Consider the following 19479-nt stretch of genomic DNA (forward strand, 5'->3'; position numbering starts at 1 on the left):
AAGAATGGGATTAAGCCTTGCGCAAGGTTTAATCCCTTTTGACGATTTAGTCAAAAATTTTAAAATGCCATCGAAAATTAAGTGGGAGCACAGAGCGTGCCCTGCATTAAACAGAAAGAGAAGCTCATGGAAAAAATTATCGAGGTTAAAAACCTGTTCTATGAATACCCCAAGACCAATGAAAATGAAAACACCATCGCGCTGCAAGGCGTCGATTTCAGTATAGAACGCGGGGAGTTCGTGGGCATTATCGGCCATAACGGCTCCGGTAAGTCCACCCTGTCAAAGCTCCTCAACGCCATCATTCAGCCAACAGACGGCGACGTCGTCGTGAATGGAATGAATACCAAAGATCCTGAACACCTTTGGGATATCCGCCAGACCGCGGGCATGGTTTTCCAGAATCCCGACAACCAGCTGGTGGCCACCATCGTGGAAGAAGACGTGGCCTTTGGACCGGAAAACCTGGGCATACCGCCGGAGGAAATCCGCAGGCGTGTGGACGAGGCACTCGGCACCGTCGCCATGGAAGCCTACCGCAGGCAGAAGCCCCATCAGCTGTCCGGCGGCCAGAAACAGCGGATCGCCATTGCCGGCATACTGGCAATGGAACCCGACTGCATTATTTTTGATGAGCCCACCGCCATGCTCGACCCGTCCGGTCGAAAAGAAGTCATGCGGACCATCAAAAAGCTGAACGAAGAAAAGAAAATGACCGTGCTGCACATTACCCATTACATGAATGAGCTCATTGACGCAGACCGGATCATTGTACTCGATAAAGGAAAAATCGTCATGCAGGGCAGACCCAAAGAAATCTTCCGGCAGGTGGACAAGCTGAAAGAAATCGGGCTTGATGTCCCGCAGATGACCGAGCTGGCCCACGATTTACGCCAGTCCGGCTACAATATTCCCGACGATATCCTTCATATCGAAGAAATGGTGAATGCCCTATGCCACTAGAAATACGACATTTAGATCATACCTACTCCGAGGGCTCACCCTTTGAGTTTAAGGCACTGAAAGACATCAACCTGAACATTGAGGACGGCCAGTTTGTGGGATTAATCGGCCACACCGGCTCCGGAAAATCCACTCTGATCCAGCACCTCAACGGGCTGCTTCAGCCCACAGGCGGCACCGTCCTGTTTAACGGGGCAGACATCTTTAGCGAGAAAAAGGAAGCCCTGATTCAGATCCGCCATAAAATCGGACTGGTTTTCCAGTATCCCGAACACCAGCTGTTCGAGGAGACAGTGGAAAAGGACGTGTCCTTCGGCCCCAAAAACCTGGGGCTCGACGAAGCAGAGATCAGCCGGCGCGTGAAGCACGCCATCAAAATGGTCGGGCTGAACTATGAAAAAGTCAAGGATAAGTCCCCCTTTGAGCTGTCCGGCGGGCAGATGCGGCGGGTCGCCATTGCCGGCGTCCTGGCCATGGACCCCGACGTACTCATCCTGGACGAGCCCACAGCAGGTCTGGACCCCAGCGGACGGGACGAGATTTTAAACCAGATCAAAACCCTGCATGAGAAAAAGAAAATCACCGTTATCCTCGTGTCCCACAGCATGGAGGACGTGGGTAAGCTGGTGGATAAAATCATCGTCATGCACGCCGGAGAGGTCGTCTTTTTCGACACCCCGGCCAAGGTTTTTACCCAGATCGACACCCTCGAGTCCATCGGGCTGGCAGTACCCGAGGTCACCTACCTCATGCGTGAGCTTAAGAAAAAATATCCGGATATCCGTGAGGATATCTTTACCGTCGAAGCCGCAAGGCAGGAGATCGAGCGGGTAGTGAGGAGAGAAAGCGATGTTTAAAGATATCACCATCGGACAGTACTATCCCACCGATTCCATCATTCACCGGCTCGACCCCCGGACCAAGATCATTTTTACCTTTGCCTACATTGTCATGCTCTTTGTCGTCAACAATCTGTGGGGCTATATTGCAGCCTTCGCGCTGCTGGTCGGCATCATCATTGCCTCCCGGATTCCACTGTCCTACATTGTGCGCGGGGTTAAGGGGCTGATCTTTATCATCCTGCTGACCGTCATTCTCAACCTATTTATGACGCCGGGGACTGAAATCGCCAGCCTTGGACCGCTGCATATTACCATGGAAGGGGTAAAGGTCGCCGTCTTTATGGCCATGCGTCTGATTTTCTTAGTCGTCGGCACCAGCATCATGACCCTGACCACCTCACCCATTGACCTGACCGACGGCATGGAGTTCTGTATGAAGGGCATTCCTTTTGTGCGCCGTTATGCCCATGAGCTGGCCATGATGATGTCCATCGCCCTTCGGTTTATCCCGACCCTGATGGAAGAAACGGACCGGATCATGAAAGCACAGAAGGCCAGAGGCGCCAACTTTGAGACCGGCAATATCATTTCAAGGGCCAAAGCTCTGATCCCCATACTGGTGCCGCTGTTCATCAGCGCCTTCAGGCGGGCCGATGAGCTGGCAACCGCCATGGAAGCGCGGTGCTACCGGGGCGGCGAAAACCGCACCCGTATGAACCAGCTGAAATTTGCAAAGCGCGACGGTTTTGCGTTCGCCATGATGTTCGTCATGATTGCGGTCTTTATCCTGTCGCGGTTGATTACCATACCGCTGATTTTTCCAGCGTGATCATAGAAACATCCAGGACCGGTAAAATCTGCCGGTCCCGATTTATTTAAAGGAATCATACCATGAAAAATATCCAGATGATCATCGCCTACAAAGGCACCCGCTACGCCGGATGGCAGCGCCAGCCAAATGTCCTTACCATCGAGGAAGTCTTAACAGGCGCCATCGAGGCCATAACCGGCGAGACCGTCACCCTTTACGGCTCCGGCCGTACCGACGCGGGCGTCCACGCCCTTGGGCAAAGCGCAAACTTCCATACCGAGAGCCGGGTACCGCCGGAACGTTTTGCGGCCGCCCTCAACACCAAGCTGCCAGAGGACATTCGTGTGCTGTCAAGCTGTGAGGCCCCAGAAGGCTTTCACAGCCGCTATTCGGCAAAAGGCAAGGTGTATACCTACCAGCTCGATTTAAATCCGGTTTCAAGCCCGTTTTACGCCGAATACAGCTGGCATATTAACTATCCTGTGGATGTTTCCAGAATAAAGGCGGCGTCAGCGGCCTTTTTGGGTGAGCACGACTTCCGCGGCTTTATGGCTGCCGGCAGCAGCGTCAGGGGAACCGTCCGCACCGTCCGTGCCATTACCTTTGAGCAGGATGGGGCGCTGCTGCGCATGACTTATACGGGCAATGGCTTTCTGTACAACATGGTCCGGATCATGACCGGCACCCTGGCGGAAATAGGAATGGGCAGGATAAAGGCTGAAGCGCTGCCGGGAATCATCACCTCCTGTGACAGAAAACAGGCCGGAATGACCGCGCCGCCCCAGGGCCTTTTTCTGCGGGAAGTGCTGTATTGAAAAAACATCAAAAAAGCCTGAAAATTAAGCAAAAAAGAATTGACACACCAGGTGAGATGTAATAGAATATAGCGTGGACGTTATTGTATCACTAGCCCCGATACATTGATGAACGTGTTCCGGTAACCCCCACTTTTACCGGAAAGACACTATAGATTAAACATAGAATAACTGAGTTTTTTAGAAGAATGAAGGAGGAGCTTGAGATGAATTCAAACGCAACAAAAATGCCAAAATCTCATGAAATAGAGCGTAAATGGTACGTTGTTGACGCCGAAGGAAAAGTATTAGGCCGTTTAGCAACAGAAGTAGCCAACATTTTAAGAGGAAAGAACAAACCATATTTTGCACCACACGTAGACTGCGGTGACTTTGTGATCATTATTAATGCCGACAAGATTGTATTAACCGGTAACAAATTAGATCAGAAATTATACAAAACTTATTCCGGACATCCAGGTGGATTAAAGGAAGTAACATACAGAAAATTCTTAGCAGACAAACCAGAATTACTGGTTACCAAAGCTGTTAAAGGCATGGTTCCCCACAATAAACTGGGCAGCCAGATCATGACCAAATTAAAGGTTTATGCAGGCAATGAACATCCGCATGCTGCACAGCAACCAGAAGCTTTAGAAATTTAATGCTAAGAAGGGAGAAAAAATAGAATGGCAAAAGTACAATATTTTGGAACAGGTAGAAGAAAAACCTCTGTCGCCAGAGTTCGTTTATTACCAGGCGAAGGCAAATTCGTCATCAATGGCCGCGATATCGATGAATACTTCGGTATGGAAACTTTAAAAGTGATCGCAAAACAGCCATTAACCTTAACAGGAACCACTGATACTTTTGACGTAATCGTCAATGTATACGGCGGCGGCTTCACCGGCCAGGCTGGTGCAATCCGTCACGGTATCGCAAGAGCTTTACTCGAAGCCGATGCCAACTTAAGACCAGAACTGAAAAAAGCCGGTTACTTAACCCGTGACCCAAGAATGACCGAAAGAAAGAAATACGGTCTCAAAAAAGCACGTCGTGCGCCACAGTTCTCCAAGAGATAGATTTTACACTTTTTCGAGGAATTGTTTATGGCTGGGTTTTGTTGTAAAGGCCCGGAAATACAAGGTTTATAGACGTTGTGAAAAGTTGTCAGCTGCATTGGATTTTTGATGGTATGCAACACAAATGCAACAAGCATGCAACATTAGTATTAGATATTCAGGACATTTTCCAGGACACGGTTCTTTGGAAAATGTCCTTTTTATATTTTGTTGATGGCATTGACCAGTTCCTGGGGATCAAAATGTGTATATACTTTTTCACTCAAGGACATTGCGCCAGAATGTCCCACAATTTTCTTTATAATTGTTTCATTGACATTCGCTGCGGCCAGAAGTGAAATGCAGGTATGCCTGCAGCAGTGGGGTGTCTGATCCCAATTGAAATTGTCCATAATGGGCTTGAAATAACTGTCATAGTAATTTCGATATTTAAATTGCTTACCATCCTCAGTATGAATAAGGTAAGGGCATTCAGGGTGATCTTCATACCACCATTGATAAAATGAAAAGACTTTTTCAGCAATAGGCACCTTGCGAATACCATTTTCCGTTTTTGAGTCTATAACATCAAAGAAACGTTTTTCAAGGTTAACATCTTCTTTTTTTAAATTTAAAAATTCTGATATTCTTACGCCATTATAAATAAGCATAAGAATAACTTGATAGTATCGATCATTCTCTAAATCCCAGAGAGTTTTAATCTGCTCATCACTAAATTTCTTGCGATTAAACTGGTTGGGATTTTTATCTTTATACTGCAAAATATCGACAAATTGTGAGTAATCTTTGTTGCAGATTTCATTCATTAAAGCATAATCATAAAGCTGATTGAACAAAACTTTTAATTTTCTCAAGGTTGGATAGTTCTTTCCGCAATGATCAATAATATACTGCAAATCGGACAGTTTAATCTCCTTAAAAACTTTGTTATACAAAGTGTCACACAGCTTGTAGGAAGCATTGTAGCCCTTAATATTTGATTCGGAACAGGTTGAAAATTTCTTTTCAGACCATTTTTCAAAAACTTCCTCAAAGGTTATCTTTGAAGCGTTGATGTCATAGGGGTTTTTATTGTAGTCTGCCAACATTTGAAGACCGTCCGCTTTTGTGGGAGCATAACCGATAATGACATATTCCTGTTTTTTCTTTTTTGTATCCTCATCAATTTTCCATCCGACTGTTTTTCGGACAATGTACGGCTTTCGGCGCTTGCCGGAGAGCTTAACGACACTGCCGTAACCATTTGGTAGCCTCATACATACCATTCCTTTCATAATAAATTTTATGTTATAGGACAAGCGTCCTGATAACAGCCTTAAGCTTATTCATCATGATTATCGGATTTATCCGTTAAAAGTGAATCTGAATAATGAGCTAATTTTTTCTCCTGCCATTCTGTATAGCTTTTTTTAGAAATCCAGTCAGTTTCTAAGAGATCGCGATGATTTTCGTAGTCTTCTAAAATTAGACAAATGGAAGAATTATGTTTATGCTCTTTGTCCTGCCCGTCAAAAACAATTGAGCAACTCCATTTGCCATCTTTTTTTGGCTTTTTTATGTCAAGGTCAAAATGCACTTCTTGTTTGTCATCTAACTGAAACAAAAAATTGATTAAATCGGCAACACATGTGACTTCAATATTACTTGTTGAATAGTAACCTAATAGATAGGCAGGGCTCGTTTTTAAAACTTTGGCAATATCATTGATTGTTGCAATGTTGAGCTCAATTTCTCCGCTTTCGTATTTTTGAACCGTCCGTAATGACTTGTTAAGAGCATCGGCGAGATCTGTTTGACTCAGTTTCAATAATTTGCGGGATTCCTTAATACGAGCTCCAATTTCTTGAGATTTACACATTTTCTTAATCCTTTCTTAAATAAATGTATTTTGAGACAATCTAAAGGTCTTTAAATGTAAAGTGATCACTTTACATTTATATTAACACAAAGAAAAACGAATTTCAAGTACATATTATGAAATAAAAATACATAATTATATTGACTTGCCTTAAAGATATGTATTATAATTTCATTATACGAACTAGAATGCATATAAATAAGGAGGATAAACATGCAGATCGATTTAATGAAGTTTCAGATTTTAATGGCTCAGAAAAATTTTAATATTTCTAAATTGGCAGAAGAGAGCAATGTTTCCAGACAGACGATTTCCTGTATTAAGGCCGGGAAAAGCTGTACACCTATTACAGTGTGTAAACTGGCGAAAGCTCTTGACGTTGAGATGGAAGAAATTTTAAAGGAGTGAGGGAAAATGTTGGATTATCAGAAATTATATGTGGAATTGCCAAAATTTAAAGGGCGAAACGTTCCGATTACAGAGATTGCAAAAGTTATGGGTAAGGATGCCCAGTATATTCGTATCGGATTACAGCAAGGAATTTTCAAATTTGGTTATGCTTTTAAGCTTAAGGATTCATCCGAATATAATTATTATTGCCCTGACCGTAAGGTGTGGGAGGAAACAGGCTATTTTAACGAGGAGGGATAATATTGGATGAGAAACGATCAGATGCAAATTTGAAAGATTCACAGGAGCTTAAGCTTGTACAGCTGTCTGAGATACAGGCAGAGGAAGTCGAATGGCTTTGGTATCCTTTTATTCCTTTTGGGAAAATCACTTTATTACAAGGGGATCCGGGATGTGGCAAAACATTTCTTATTTTAAAGTTAATCGCATTATTGACACGCGGTTTGTCTTTGCCGGAATGTAAGGGAGAGCCTTTGCCCCCCTTTAATGTTATTTATCAAACCGCAGAAGATGGGATAGCAGATACAATCAAACCCCGTCTGGAACAGGCAGGGGCAGATTGTGAAAAAGTGTTTGTGATTGATGAAAGTAAAAATCCACTTTCATTTATTGATGCACGAATTGAGCAGGCAATTATTCAACAGAAGGCACGCCTTTTAATTCTAGACCCCTTACAGGCATATCTCGGTGAGATGGTTGATATGAATCAGTCCAATAAAGTTCGACCGCAGTTTGCAAGACTGGCAAGTATTGCAGAGCGGACAGGCTGTTCAATTATTTTAATCGGTCACCTTAACAAAAAAGAAGGCACTAAGGATTTATATCGCGCACTCGGTTCAATTGACATTGCGGCAGCTGTTCGCAGTGTCCTGCTGGTTACAGAAGCAATAGAAAATAAAGGGCGTAAAGTTCTGTTACAGCTTAAAAATAATTTAGCGCCAATGTGTCCCGGAATAGAATTTGAACTTGGAGAAGCAGTACACTTCTTGGGCTATACAGATATTCCTGCAGAAACTTTTTTGAAAGGAATGGAAAAGCTTCAAGAAAAATCACAAGCTGAAAAATTTAATAAAGCACTTAAACGGATTCCAGAAATTTTATCCGAGCAGTCAGATTTAAGAATGCCATCTACTGAGATAATTCAAAGACTGGTTGATGAAGGGATCGGGAAACGAACCGCAGATAAAGCCAAGAAAGAACTAAATATTCTATCAGCCAAAGAGTATAATATCTGGTATTGGTATCTGGATCATCCAGCCGAAAGTTAAGGATGCAAGGTTGTACGCTTCTATATAAATGCAATCTTAAAATACTTTGTTAAAGATTGCATTTTGTAAAGAGTGTGCAATCTTGCATCCTTTTCCAGAGATACAAAGAATAAAGAAGCAGCCAAATGTCACAGGGTGTAACAAGCATTGGCTTTGTGTTGCCACGCCGCCGAAACAGGGGGCAAAGCCCCCTGCAACCCCCATTTTATAAAAGGAGAATACCATGAGAAATCGAAGAGAAACCATTCAAATAAGAGTGCGGGAAGATGAAAAAAATCAGATCATTACCAATAGTCAAAAGTGTGGATTAAGCGTTTCCGAATACCTGCGGATGCTGGCCAGAGGGTATGAACCGAAGCCATTGCCCCCCATCCAATACAATGAAATGATGGAACTGTTATACGATATACGCTATGCCTTGGGCGATTATGACGCCCCAGAAGCCATCGCTGTTTTAGAAGAAACCCTGCTAGAAATGCACGCCGTTTTAGCCCCGGAAAGGAGAAAAGACAATGGCCATCACCAAAATCTGGCCCGTCAAGGACAGCCTGAACCGCGTCATTGAGTATGCCAAAAACGTTGATAAAACCGAAAATCCTGACTTCCTAAACGCCGATTTATACCAGGTGCTGCACTACGCAGCCGATGAAAACAAGACCAGATTTGAGCGACAATACTACGTAACCGGCATCAACTGTGCCGTGGAAACCGCCGGCCAGCAGATGCAGATCACCAAAGAAAGGTTTGGAAAAACAGGAGGAACCCTGGCCCATCACGCCTGTCAAAGCTTCAAACCCGACGAGCTTACCCCCAAAGCGTGCCACGCGATCGGGGTCAAGCTTGCACAAAAAATGTGGGGTGACAAATATGAAGTAATCGTGAGCACCCACCTCAATACCAACTGCCTGCATAACCATTTCGTCATCAATTCCGTCTCTTTTATTGACGGAAAGAAGTACAATGAACGCAAAGCAGAATACCAGCGGATGCGGGATACCTCCGACGCACTCTGCCGAGAGTACCATCTATCCGTGATTGAAAATCCCACAAAACGCAAACGGAGTCAAGGCCTTTACCAGGCAGAAAAGCGGGGAGAGCTGACACGCTATGCACTTTATCGCTCCGATATCGACGAAGCCATTGAACGCTCAATGACGATGAAAGAATTCTATGACTACCTGAGACGAAAAGGCTACCAGATTAAAGGAAAAGTCGATTCCTGCGCGCTGAAGCTGCCACATTATCCACGCTTCACACGCTTTAAAACACTCGGAGAAGCCTACTCCGTGCTGCAAATTCAGGATCAGATTTACCGGCAAAGAGGACCAGAAGTTCGGGAAAAAAGCAAAGAACCCATTTTATTCTTTGTGCCCACACCAAAGAAATTGCAGATTGAAGACATACTGGGGTTTGGTGAGGAGTTTCGAAAACTCCGCAACCTTTACCTGTTCTTCTGCTACCAATTGGGGATCTACCCCAAAAACAAAGGACAGGTTTCAATGAGCCCCAAGATCAAAGAAGAAGTGCGCCGCATGGAAGAAATATCCCAGCAGACCATCTTTTTATGCAAATATCAGATTGATACCTATGAACAGCTTAAGGAAAAAGAGGCAGAAATTCGTACAGAGTTGGATGCCTTGATCGACAAAAGAAAGAAACTTACAAACAAGATGCGGCGAGCTGCACCTGAGGAAAAAGAGACCTTAAGCCAGCAGAAAAAAGGTTTGACGGATCAGATTTCAGTACTTCGGAAAGATTTGAAGTTGGCACTTGGTGTGGAAAAACGTTCACTAGACATGGTCGATCGGATCAAAGCCACAGACAGGGCTATGAATAAAGAAAAAGAAAGTATTCATAGAGAAGATAGAATTCGATAAATGATGTTAGGAAAAAGTACAGCAAACAGGTTTGTAGATTTTTTTAGAATACTACTTAAAGGTTAGAAGATCTCTTGAGATTATTAAATTATTCAAAAAAATTAGATAGAATAGCCAAAAAGCGGGTTCAGATGAGCTCGTTTTTTTATTGAAATCAAGTAAAAAAAGCTCGCAGACCTTTGATAGTCTGCGAACTTTTTCAAAAAAATCCTTTAAGAAAATGATTTGTCTTTCAACTGCGTTATCTATTATAACATTTCCTCATTAAAAATCCATCCCCTTTTTTTAAATTTAAATAATTTTCTTTAAAATCATTTTATGTTTTTATTTTCACAATATTATTGTTTTTTAAAGCATTGTTTTTAAAAAAATGATTTGGTCAAATTCTGGTCAATTTTTTTTGGAAAGCAAGTACTTATGAGCATTTCAGATCTTTTCAATTTTTATTTCTATTTTTCATTATGGTCAAAACTCTGGTCATAATTCATTCAAACACTTATATTTTCAAGACTCGGGCGATTCGTTCGCAGACTATCAAAGGTCTGCGAATAAAAATGAGGTAAATTATGAGTGCCGGATACGCCATCACGACGTACAAAATACAGCTGAATTACAAGCATTTAGACTGGCTTAAACAGACCCAGTCTTTGTTTGATGCCGTTTTAGCTTTCTATTATCACTTACTTGAAGAGCAGTCTGAGGTTCTGGGACTGTCAAATCAGAATTTGCTGCGTCATCTGGAACTTCAGACCATAAAACAGCGTAATGGTAACCTACCTGAGATTCCTTTACCCTATGAAAAAGTACCGTTGTATTTTAGACGTGCGGCCATTAATTCTGCGATCAGCATGTTCCGAAGTTATCAAGGCAAATTAAAAGCTTGGGAAGAGGGAAAGATCAAGGGGAGTAAACCAAGCGCACCTAAACAACTGCATATGTCCATGCTCTATTATAAAGGCATGTACAAAGAGTTTAATGAAAAAAGCATCATTCTTAAATTATTCACAGGAAATTCCTGGGCTTGGGTGAAACATCGTTACACAGTCAGGCCATTTCCAGAAGATGCTGAATTGATGAGTCCAAGAATTGTAATGAATAAGAAAAAAGTCATGATGCACGTACCGGTAAAAGTGTCCGTGGAAGATATTCGAACAGCCAAAGAGCGGGTGGAACAAAACGAAAAATTTGTGTCCGTAGCTTTTACCATGTCTGACGCTTTAGCAGTTTGTACAACCTTTGAAGCTAACGGTAGAGCCATGCATCCTTATTTTATTAAGGGCGGTAAAGTTTTGGCACACCGTAGGAAGCAGCTCTTAGGTTATATAAAACGTGGAGGTCAGCATCAGAATAACAATACTGAAAAAGCCTATGCAAAATATTATGAAAAAATCACACGTCTAACAGATCACTTTGCACATGATGTTAGCCGGAAAATTGTGGATTATGCACTCAAAGAAGGCGCCAAACTTATTGTAATGCCTAGTTATGGAGATACCTTTGAAAAAGGCTCCTTGTTTTATCTTAAAACCAACAGCATGGAATTTATCGGGCGAAGAATCATCCGTTATACAACCTATAAAGCATGGCAAGCTGGAATCATTGTTCAGCATAACAGTGTAGGCAATGCTAAAAAAGTTTGCTATCAATGTGGCGCACCGATATATAGATTTAATACTGAATATCAAACGCCGAGCTTAAATTTTATAGGTGGGAAAAACTTTAAATGCCCTAATAAACACTGCGGCAGCACGGCACTGAACACGGCCCGAAATATCGGAAAAAGTTTTTACGAAACGTTTTATAAAGATGTAGCCTAAAATATAACATAAAAAATAGATGAATTATAATATATAACTGAAATTTTAAATCTATATTCAAATCCTATAAAGAAATTTATAGGTGTACTTTTCACCTATAGGGTCAAAAGTACAGGTTTAGCACCACCTGTTTTTATTTCACATCGCATTGTGCTTGTGTCTTTTCAATATGTAAAGAGGGAAAAACAATGCGATGAAAGTAAGGACTAAAGGATCCATTTATGGTCATGAGTGCTACGAGTTTTAAATTTAATCATAAGGAAATCTTGAAATGAACATAGCCTTTTCACCACCGGATATTCATCAGGAAGATATTGACGAAGTCATCGCAGCCCTTAAATCGGGCTGGATCACCACCGGCCCTCGGACAAAGGCCTTTGAAAAAAAGCTTTCAGAATACTGCCATACCCAAAAGACCGCCTGCCTTAGCGCAGCCACCACCGCCCTGGAACTGACCCTGAGAATCCTCGGCGTTGGCCCAGGCGATGAGGTCATTGTGCCTGCCTACACCTATACCGCCTCCGCCAGCGTGGTGGCGCATGTGGGGGCAAAGCTCGTGCTGGTAGACAGTGCTCCGAACGCTTTTCACGTCAATCCCAAAGCCATCGAAAAAGCCATTACCAAGCGCACCAAAGCCGTTATCCCCGTGGATATCGGCGGAGTCATGTGCGATTACGACGAAATTTTCGAAGCCGTCGAAGCCAAAAGAAGCCTGTTTAAACCCGGAAAAAACGACCTTCAGCAAGCCATCGGCCGGGTAGCCGTCATCGCCGACGGCGCCCACTCCCTAGGAGCACAGTACAAAGGCAGAATGAGCGGCGAAGTTGCCGACTTCACCACCTTCTCCTTCCATGCGGTCAAGAACCTGACCACCGCCGAAGGCGGCGCCGTGACCTGGAAACCCATCGAAGGCATCGATGATGAAACCATCTATCACCAGTTCATGCTCTGGTCCCTCCATGGACAGTCCAAAGACGCCCTGGCAAAAACACAAAAAGGCGCCTGGGAATACGACATCATCTATCCCGGCTATAAATGCAATATGACCGATCTGCAGGCCGCCTTAGGCCTGAAACAACTCGAACGGTACGACGGGATTATCAAGCGAAGAAAAGAAATCATTCAAAGATATAACGACGCATTTACAGACCTTCCCGTCGAAGTGATGCCCCACGACACCAGAGACAAATACTCCAGCGGGCATCTTTATCTCATGCGGTTAAAAGATAAAAGCAGCGATTACCGAAACGCCTTGATCACAGAACTGGCAGAGTGTGGCATTGCCACAAACGTCCACTATAAGCCACTGCCCATGCACACTGCCTATAAAAACCTGGGGTTTGACATGAAGCAGTATCCCTGGGCCTATACCATGTATAAAAACGAGATCACCCTGCCGCTGCATACCTGTCTGAGTGACGGGGAAATTGAATGTATTATAAAAAATATATTAAGGAAGGTAACAAATGGCTAATAATCGTTTATTTGATGATATTGTACAGTGGGATATAGCTAACTGGAAACGCGCAATTGAATTTTGGAATGAGTCAATAGATATTAATGATATTCAAGGAAAAAAGATACTCGAATTAGGTGCAAATAAAGGTGGATTGTCTTTATATTTTGCTTTAAATGGAGGCGAAGTTGTTTGTTCAGATTATATTCCAGAAACAATAGATGAAGAAGAATATTGGAAAGAGGCAAAGAAATTACATAAAAAATACGGAGTAGATAAAAGAATAACTTACCGAAATATTGATGCATGTAAAATTAATCAAAAAGAAATGTTTGACATAATTACGTTTAAAAGTGTCTGTGGTGCTGTTGGAAGAAATGGAAATATATCAAACCAAAAGGAAATGTTTGCCGGCATTTATCAAGCATTAAAATCTGGTGGATGTCTTCTTTTTTGTGATAATTTATCTGGGACTAAACTTCACAGAATGATGAGAAGTAAATTTTCTAAAGCATATAAAAATGGTTGGGAATATCTCAATTATAATAAATTTGATAGTCTTTTAGATGAGTTTTTTATTCAATATAAAAGTTTTGGTTTATTTGCTTGTTTTATAAAAAATAAATACTTAAATAAATTTTTTGGAAAAATCGACAAATTTCTTGAACATCTAACTGTTCCTGAAAAAAGATATATTGTATCTTGCATTGCTTATAAAGATAAACCTAAATTCAGATGATTGATAATATACAACCGAAAAGTATGTGTGTACTGATAGTCTATAAAAAATTTATGTGTGTACTTTTCATCTAAAGAGTCAAGGTACAGGCATAGCACCATCTTTTTATACCTATCTTTAAGATGTTTCTGAATGTTTAAATACATTTGATTTTATTAAAGTAAGGATAATAGGAACGCAATTTAATCAAGAGTGCTATTAGTTTTAGATAAAAGAATGCGCTTGAGTCAGTTTACAAACAAAATTGGGAAGAGCTAAAATTTTCTAATTCTATTTTGATCATTTGTTGTAAGTATAAAGAGCTCATGACAATGCAACCCGAAGATGCGCTGGTTACATCTGTAGAAATGTGAAAATTAGAGAGAGCACTTGAATTTAAACCGAATGCTGATTAGCGTACAGGTCTTAGGAGATTCACAAAGTAGTACAAAGAATTTTTAGCGTTTGATAATTGTATAAAAGATAGAGGAAAAATAGGACATGAAAAAGAAAATTGCAGTCGCTGGAACGGGTTATGTGGGACTCTCAATTGCAACGCTGTTGGCACAACACAATGAAGTCATTACCGTTGACATCATTCCAGAAAAAGTAGATCAGATTAATGCGGGTATTAGCCCAATTCATGACGATTTTATTGAAAAATTTTTAAAAAAAGAAACTCTTAGTCTAATAGCTACTCTTGACGGAGAAAGTGCCTATAAAAATGCGGAATTTATCGTTATCGCAGCACCGACAAATTATGACAGCAAAAAAAACTTTTTTGATACTTCTGCCGTCGAAGCAGTCATTGAGATGGTATTGAAAGTAAACCCTGAGGTGACAATAGTCATAAAGTCCACAGTTCCTGTCGGCTATACAGAAAGTATCCGAGAAAAATATAAGACTAAAAATATTATCTTTAGTCCAGAATTCCTGAGAGAATCAAAAGCGCTTTACGATAATCTCTACCCATCACGTATTATTGTAGGTTGTGATGACGAAAGTAAAGAAAGAGCAGCATCTTTCGCACAGCTGTTAGTTGAGGGTGCCATAAAAGAAAATATTGATGTTTTATTTATGGGTTTTACGGAAGCCGAAGCAGTAAAACTCTTTGCCAATACCTATCTGGCTTTACGTGTCTCATATTTCAATGAGCTTGATACTTATGCAGAGATAAAAGGATTAGATACCAAAAAGATTATTGAAGGTGTTTGCCTGGATCCACGAATTGGCGTGTATTATAACAATCCATCTTTCGGCTATGGTGGTTATTGTCTCCCTAAAGATACGAAGCAACTTTTGGCAAACTACCATGATGTTCCACAGAACATGATTTCTGCAATTGTAGAGAGTAATCAAACCCGAAAAGATTTTATTGCTGATCGGGTTTTAGAAATAGCTGACGCCTATGAAGCAAATGAGGATTGGAATAAAGGTAAGGAGAAAGAAGTGATCGTGGGGGTTTACCGCCTGACTATGAAAAGTAATTCAGACAATTTCCGTCAAAGCTCTATTCAGGGAATAATGAAGCGCATTAAGGCAAAAGGTGCAACAGTAATAATTTATGAACCTACCCTTAAAGATGGTGAAACCTTTTTTGGTTCAATAGTAATCAATAATTTAGGTGCTTTTAAAACTAAAAGTTCTTGCATCCTTGCGAATCGCTATGATCCTTGTCTGGAAGATGTGATTGAAAAAGTTTATACAAGAGATCAGTTTAGAAGAGATTAAAAAAGAGACTTAAGTTATAAGGAACATTAAAGATCATGTTTAGAGGTACAAAAATTAGATTGTTTGAGGAAAAAGTCTGGCTGTCACCCCCGATAATGTATGGAGGTGAATTGTAATATATTCAATGGGAATATGAAACAAATTGGATGTCTACTGTCGGAGAAAATATCGATGAAGTCAAAAAGCTAATTGTTGAAAAATTGGTATAAAGTACGTTGTTGCACTCTCTTCAGGAACTGCTGCCCTTTTATGAAGATGAAGATTAGTTCATGGGAGTATGGTATAAATGCAATATGACAAACATTATGGTCGCTACTGGGCTTCGGCAACCTTATTGCTATCCTGTTTTGTTTTTCCAGAGAGTAAAGATTATAAGTAAGTATGATGTGAGTTGTGCTGAATTTGGTTTCGCTATATGACTTATCATACTGACTTTATGGACAGTTTTAATTATCGCCATCTGATCCGTGACTCTGGAATAGATGATGTGGAACAGCGTAACGAGATTATTGAAAGAATGGAAGAGATGGGATTTAAAACAAATCTTTACTATAAGTCATAAGTCGTTGCCGATAATGACCGAATATAAAAGGTTGGGATAGAGAATTGAAAAATCTCCAAATGTGTATAATTATTATCATTATCATAATTTAATCACTTTATCGCGCCTCATAAAACTGAGCGATGAAGATGTTGAGTATATGTGTGATGTTAAAGGAAATTATTAAAACTACATAAGGTAAAGAATATGCTTAGAGAATGGGATGACCTGCCAAGATTCATGAAATGTGAAGAAGTCAGGGAATATTACAACATACTGGCACAGAAGAAAACCAGTCTACGATTGAAGAGAGGCTTTGATCTAGTAGTGAGCGGCATCATGCTTGTGGTTCTGGCAATTCCGATGGCATTCATCGCTGTTGTAATAAAACTGGATTCGAAAGGACCGGTCTTTTACAGGCAGGAGAGGGTCACAGCATATGGGAAGAAGTTCCGGATTCATAAATTTCGCACGATGGTGGATAATGCTGACAAGATAGGCGCAGCTGTCACAGTTGACGATGATAGTCGCATCACAAGGATTGGAGCAAAACTGAGAAATTTGAGATTTGACGAGTTGCCGCAAGTATTCGATGTGCTGGCAGGAGATATGAGTTTCGTCGGTACAAGGCCGGAAGCTGTGAAGTATGTAGAACAGTATAAGCCGGAGTTCAATGCCACACTACTTATGCCGGCAGGGATTACATCCGAAGCAAGTATTAGGTACAAAGATGAGTGTAAATTGCTAGATGCTGCGGGCAAGGTTGATGAGGTTTATGTGAACCAGGTATTACCAAAAAAGATGAAATGGAACCTGGAAAGTATTAGAAAATTCGGAGTTTTTCGAGAAATATTGACTATATTCCGGACGGTGTTTGCTGTTCTGGGAAAGGATTATAGCTGAGGGAGATTAAGATAATGGTAGATGGTATGGTTTCAATTATTATGCCTTCTTGGAATACAGCAAACTTTATAAGCGAATCAATTCAATGCGTTATAGACCAAACCTATACGAAATGGGAGCTTTTTATTGTGGATGATTGCTCGACTGATAATACTGAGGAAGTAGTTGCATCATTCAAAGACACTCGTATCAAATATTTTAAGAATGAGAAGAACAGCGGTGCAGCACTGACGAGAAATAAAGCTATGAGAGAGGCACAAGGCGAGTGGGTAGCATTTCTAGATTCAGATGACTTGTGGATGCCAGATAAGCTGGAGAAGCAGATAGCATTCATGAATACTCACGGGTACAACTTTTCCTATCATGAATACGAAAAGATAGATGAGCAGGATAAGCCATTGAATATCTACGTCTCTGGTCCAGACCTGATTAACAAGCACAAAATGTATAATTACGACTATATCGGGCAACTAACCATGATGTACAGTGCGAAGCACTTTGGCCTTATCCAGATAAAGGACATAAAAAAGAACAATGACTATGCAATTAGGCTTCAGCTTTATAAGAAGGACGGAACAGAGTGCCATCTGTTGAAGGAAAATCTTGCTAAATACCGCGTCAGAAAGAAGAGCATTAGCCACGATAAGCTAATTAAAAAGCTAAAGAGCCATTATGATCTCTTCCATTTGTGTGATGAAAAACCAGCACTAATAGCATTCTGGTATGCGTGTTGGAATATGTGGTACGGTTTAAACAAAAAAAGGAAGTATGAAAAAACATCCAATAGCTAGGTTTGTTTCTTGAAATCTTGAAACCTAAAAAACAGGCTTTGTCTGGATGTTATTGATGATGGGGATTGTTTATGGAAAGTGATAGCATTACAAAACTTGGAAATAAATCTATTGTAATTAAATTTTATGAGGCTGAACGATGGCTTTGGAACCATAAGCTACATTTCTTGGCCAAGATAGTCTGGAGACTCATTTATATATTATTTAATTGCTCAATTCCTCCTACAGCAGTTTTAGAAGGTGGTGTCAATATCGCACATGGAATAGGTATTGTAATACATCAAAATTCTGTTATTGGGAGTGGGACAAAGATATATCAAAATGTCACTATAGGGTCAGGAAATGGTCCGCGAATTGGACAAAACTGTATTTTGGGCTGCGGATGTTGTATTCTTGGAGATATTACAATAGGAAACAATGTTAAGGTTGGAGCAAATACTGTAGTACTTTATGATGTCCCCGATGATTGTACGGTAGTTGGAGTCCATGCAAAAATAATTTATAAATGATAGTAGAAAAGGCAGAAGGTAACTTATGAAAATACTGCATATAACTGCGATGGAACCATTAAGTCCAAATAGTGGTATTCCTGCTGTGCTAAAGCAATTAACGGACGCTCAAAACGCAATACCAAGTGTTGACTCCTTTGTACTTTCTTTGAAGGCGGAAGTAAATGAAATTGGCTCTCCATATTTTTTTTCCTTAGGGGAGAATTCGGTACGTGCTTTTCTTAATAACTATACACCTGATGTTGCAATACTTCACAGTTTTTTCCATGTGGAATATATTGGAGCAGTGCGAGCGTTAATAAAGGCTGGGATACAGTTTTATATAGAACCTCATGGTTCGTTCGGTCGTCAGGCAATGAAAAAATCTACTCTAAAAAAGAGAATAGCAAATGCTACAGTCTTCAGACAACAGATTAAAGAAAGTATCGGATATATTTTTACTAATAAGGCAGAACTAAAAGATGCAATCTACAGGACGAATAATGATTTAGTCATTCCAAATGGAGTGTGTCCTAACATAATCCGATCTTCAAAGATGAAAACGGAAGATTCCTTTTCTAACCCGACATTATATTTTCTTGGGAGATTTGATGTACATCATAAGGGGTTAGATTATCTATTTGATTCTTTGGATATTCTTGAAAATGAAAAGCAGAGTATAAAAATAAACATTTATGGCACAGGAAATGATAAACAGGTTAAATATGTTAATGATCGTATAAAGAATTACAGTTATATAAAGGCAACTAACTGTGGAACAATATATGGGGAGAAAAAAAAGAGGGCGTTAGAGTCGTGTAATATTCTTATATTGACGTCAAGATATGAAGGAGTTCCTATGACAGTATTAGATGGGCTCTCATATGGAAATCCATGTATAGTTACACCAGGTACAAATGTATCAGATGAAGTATCTGAGAATCTGATTGGATGGCATTCTGAACTATCGCCAAATATAATTGCAGAAACGATAATCAAGGCAACAAATGAGTATAAAATCAATGGAAAAAAGTATTATACAAGATGTAAGGAGTATGTGCTGAACCACTATTCATGGGAAAAAATCGCAGAGGACTCAATAAGTAAGTTGAGTAGAAAGGTATAGCA

The 19479-nt window shown here is 40.8% G+C and carries 21 protein-coding genes; 19 read left to right on the top strand and 2 right to left on the bottom strand.

The window, feature by feature from the left end:
• The first annotated feature begins 126 nt into the window (after positions 1-126).
• From B2M23_RS06480 to rpsI, 6 genes are all read left to right on the top strand, one after another.
• Positions 127-963, top strand: a complete 837-nt coding sequence (locus tag B2M23_RS06480; protein WP_038354276.1) for an energy-coupling factor transporter ATPase — start codon at positions 127-129, stop codon at positions 961-963.
• Complete coding sequence (locus tag B2M23_RS06485; protein WP_038354260.1) at positions 954-1820, top strand: energy-coupling factor transporter ATPase; 867 nt, start codon at positions 954-956, stop codon at positions 1818-1820. Before B2M23_RS06480 ends, B2M23_RS06485 begins: the two co-directional genes overlap by 10 nt.
• Positions 1813-2634, top strand: coding sequence for an energy-coupling factor transporter transmembrane component T family protein (locus tag B2M23_RS06490; protein ID WP_038354259.1), 822 nt, complete (start codon positions 1813-1815; stop codon positions 2632-2634). Before B2M23_RS06485 ends, B2M23_RS06490 begins: the two co-directional genes overlap by 8 nt.
• Positions 2635-2696: 62 nt before the next feature.
• Positions 2697-3431 (top strand): tRNA pseudouridine(38-40) synthase TruA, encoded by a 735-nt coding sequence (gene truA, locus B2M23_RS06495; protein ID WP_038354258.1) that lies wholly within the window; start codon positions 2697-2699, stop codon positions 3429-3431.
• Between the two features lie 206 nt (positions 3432-3637).
• A complete protein-coding gene (rplM, locus tag B2M23_RS06500) occupies positions 3638-4075 on the top strand; it encodes a 50S ribosomal protein L13 (RefSeq protein ID WP_013382251.1) in 438 nt (145 codons plus the stop codon).
• A gap of 24 nt (positions 4076-4099) precedes the next feature.
• Complete coding sequence (gene rpsI, locus B2M23_RS06505; protein ID WP_013382250.1) at positions 4100-4492, top strand: 30S ribosomal protein S9; 393 nt, start codon at positions 4100-4102, stop codon at positions 4490-4492.
• Positions 4493-4692: 200 nt separating this feature from the next.
• Here the strand turns inward: rpsI and B2M23_RS06510 are convergent, their stop codons facing one another.
• Positions 4693-5748 (bottom strand): tyrosine-type recombinase/integrase, encoded by a 1056-nt coding sequence (locus tag B2M23_RS06510; protein WP_038354257.1) that lies wholly within the window; start codon positions 5746-5748, stop codon positions 4693-4695.
• A 65-nt stretch (positions 5749-5813) separates the two neighbouring features.
• Positions 5814-6350 carry a helix-turn-helix domain-containing protein gene (locus tag B2M23_RS06515; protein ID WP_052237510.1) on the bottom strand — a complete coding sequence of 179 codons (537 nt, stop codon included), beginning with the start codon at positions 6348-6350 and terminating at the stop codon, positions 5814-5816.
• Positions 6351-6563: 213 nt separating this feature from the next.
• Between B2M23_RS06515 and B2M23_RS06520 the strand changes: the two genes are divergently transcribed.
• The 13 genes from B2M23_RS06520 (at position 6564) to B2M23_RS06580 (ending at position 19477) form a co-directional block, all read left to right on the top strand.
• Positions 6564-6758 (top strand): helix-turn-helix domain-containing protein, encoded by a 195-nt coding sequence (locus tag B2M23_RS06520; RefSeq protein WP_038354256.1) that lies wholly within the window; start codon positions 6564-6566, stop codon positions 6756-6758.
• 6 nt (positions 6759-6764) lie between these two features.
• On the top strand, positions 6765-7001 hold the full coding sequence (locus tag B2M23_RS06525; protein WP_181396947.1) for a hypothetical protein: 237 nt from the start codon (positions 6765-6767) through the stop codon (positions 6999-7001).
• 2 nt (positions 7002-7003) lie between these two features.
• On the top strand, positions 7004-8029 hold the full coding sequence (locus tag B2M23_RS06530; protein ID WP_242945880.1) for an AAA family ATPase: 1026 nt from the start codon (positions 7004-7006) through the stop codon (positions 8027-8029).
• A 223-nt stretch (positions 8030-8252) separates the two neighbouring features.
• The gene (locus B2M23_RS06535; protein ID WP_013381100.1) at positions 8253-8594 is read left to right on the top strand and encodes a plasmid mobilization protein; all 342 of its coding nucleotides are present in this window, start codon (positions 8253-8255) and stop codon (positions 8592-8594) included.
• On the top strand, positions 8542-9906 hold the full coding sequence (locus tag B2M23_RS06540) for a relaxase/mobilization nuclease domain-containing protein (RefSeq protein WP_081571121.1): 1365 nt from the start codon (positions 8542-8544) through the stop codon (positions 9904-9906). The genes B2M23_RS06535 and B2M23_RS06540 overlap by 53 nt, the downstream gene beginning before the upstream one ends.
• Before the next feature lie 566 nt (positions 9907-10472).
• Positions 10473-11723: a hypothetical protein gene (locus B2M23_RS06545; RefSeq protein WP_038353747.1), complete on the top strand. Its 1251-nt coding sequence runs from the start codon at positions 10473-10475 to the stop codon at positions 11721-11723.
• Between the two features lie 271 nt (positions 11724-11994).
• Positions 11995-13197 carry a DegT/DnrJ/EryC1/StrS family aminotransferase gene (locus B2M23_RS06550; protein ID WP_038353746.1) on the top strand — a complete coding sequence of 401 codons (1203 nt, stop codon included), beginning with the start codon at positions 11995-11997 and terminating at the stop codon, positions 13195-13197.
• Positions 13190-13918, top strand: a complete 729-nt coding sequence (locus tag B2M23_RS06555; RefSeq protein WP_038353745.1) for a class I SAM-dependent methyltransferase — start codon at positions 13190-13192, stop codon at positions 13916-13918. The genes B2M23_RS06550 and B2M23_RS06555 overlap by 8 nt, the downstream gene beginning before the upstream one ends.
• A 480-nt stretch (positions 13919-14398) precedes the next feature.
• Complete coding sequence (locus B2M23_RS06560; protein WP_038353744.1) at positions 14399-15628, top strand: nucleotide sugar dehydrogenase; 1230 nt, start codon at positions 14399-14401, stop codon at positions 15626-15628.
• 748 nt (positions 15629-16376) lie between these two features.
• A complete protein-coding gene (locus tag B2M23_RS06565; protein WP_038353743.1) occupies positions 16377-17072 on the top strand; it encodes a sugar transferase in 696 nt (231 codons plus the stop codon).
• Between the two features lie 14 nt (positions 17073-17086).
• Positions 17087-17863: a glycosyltransferase family 2 protein gene (locus B2M23_RS06570; RefSeq protein WP_038353742.1), complete on the top strand. Its 777-nt coding sequence runs from the start codon at positions 17087-17089 to the stop codon at positions 17861-17863.
• Between the two features lie 71 nt (positions 17864-17934).
• Positions 17935-18372 (top strand): serine O-acetyltransferase, encoded by a 438-nt coding sequence (locus B2M23_RS06575; RefSeq protein ID WP_052237437.1) that lies wholly within the window; start codon positions 17935-17937, stop codon positions 18370-18372.
• 25 nt (positions 18373-18397) lie between these two features.
• Positions 18398-19477 (top strand): glycosyltransferase, encoded by a 1080-nt coding sequence (locus tag B2M23_RS06580; RefSeq protein ID WP_038353741.1) that lies wholly within the window; start codon positions 18398-18400, stop codon positions 19475-19477.
• Positions 19478-19479 lie beyond the last annotated feature (2 nt).

Source organism: Eubacterium limosum (assembly GCF_000807675.2).
Taxonomy (GTDB): domain Bacteria; phylum Bacillota; class Clostridia; order Eubacteriales; family Eubacteriaceae; genus Eubacterium; species Eubacterium limosum.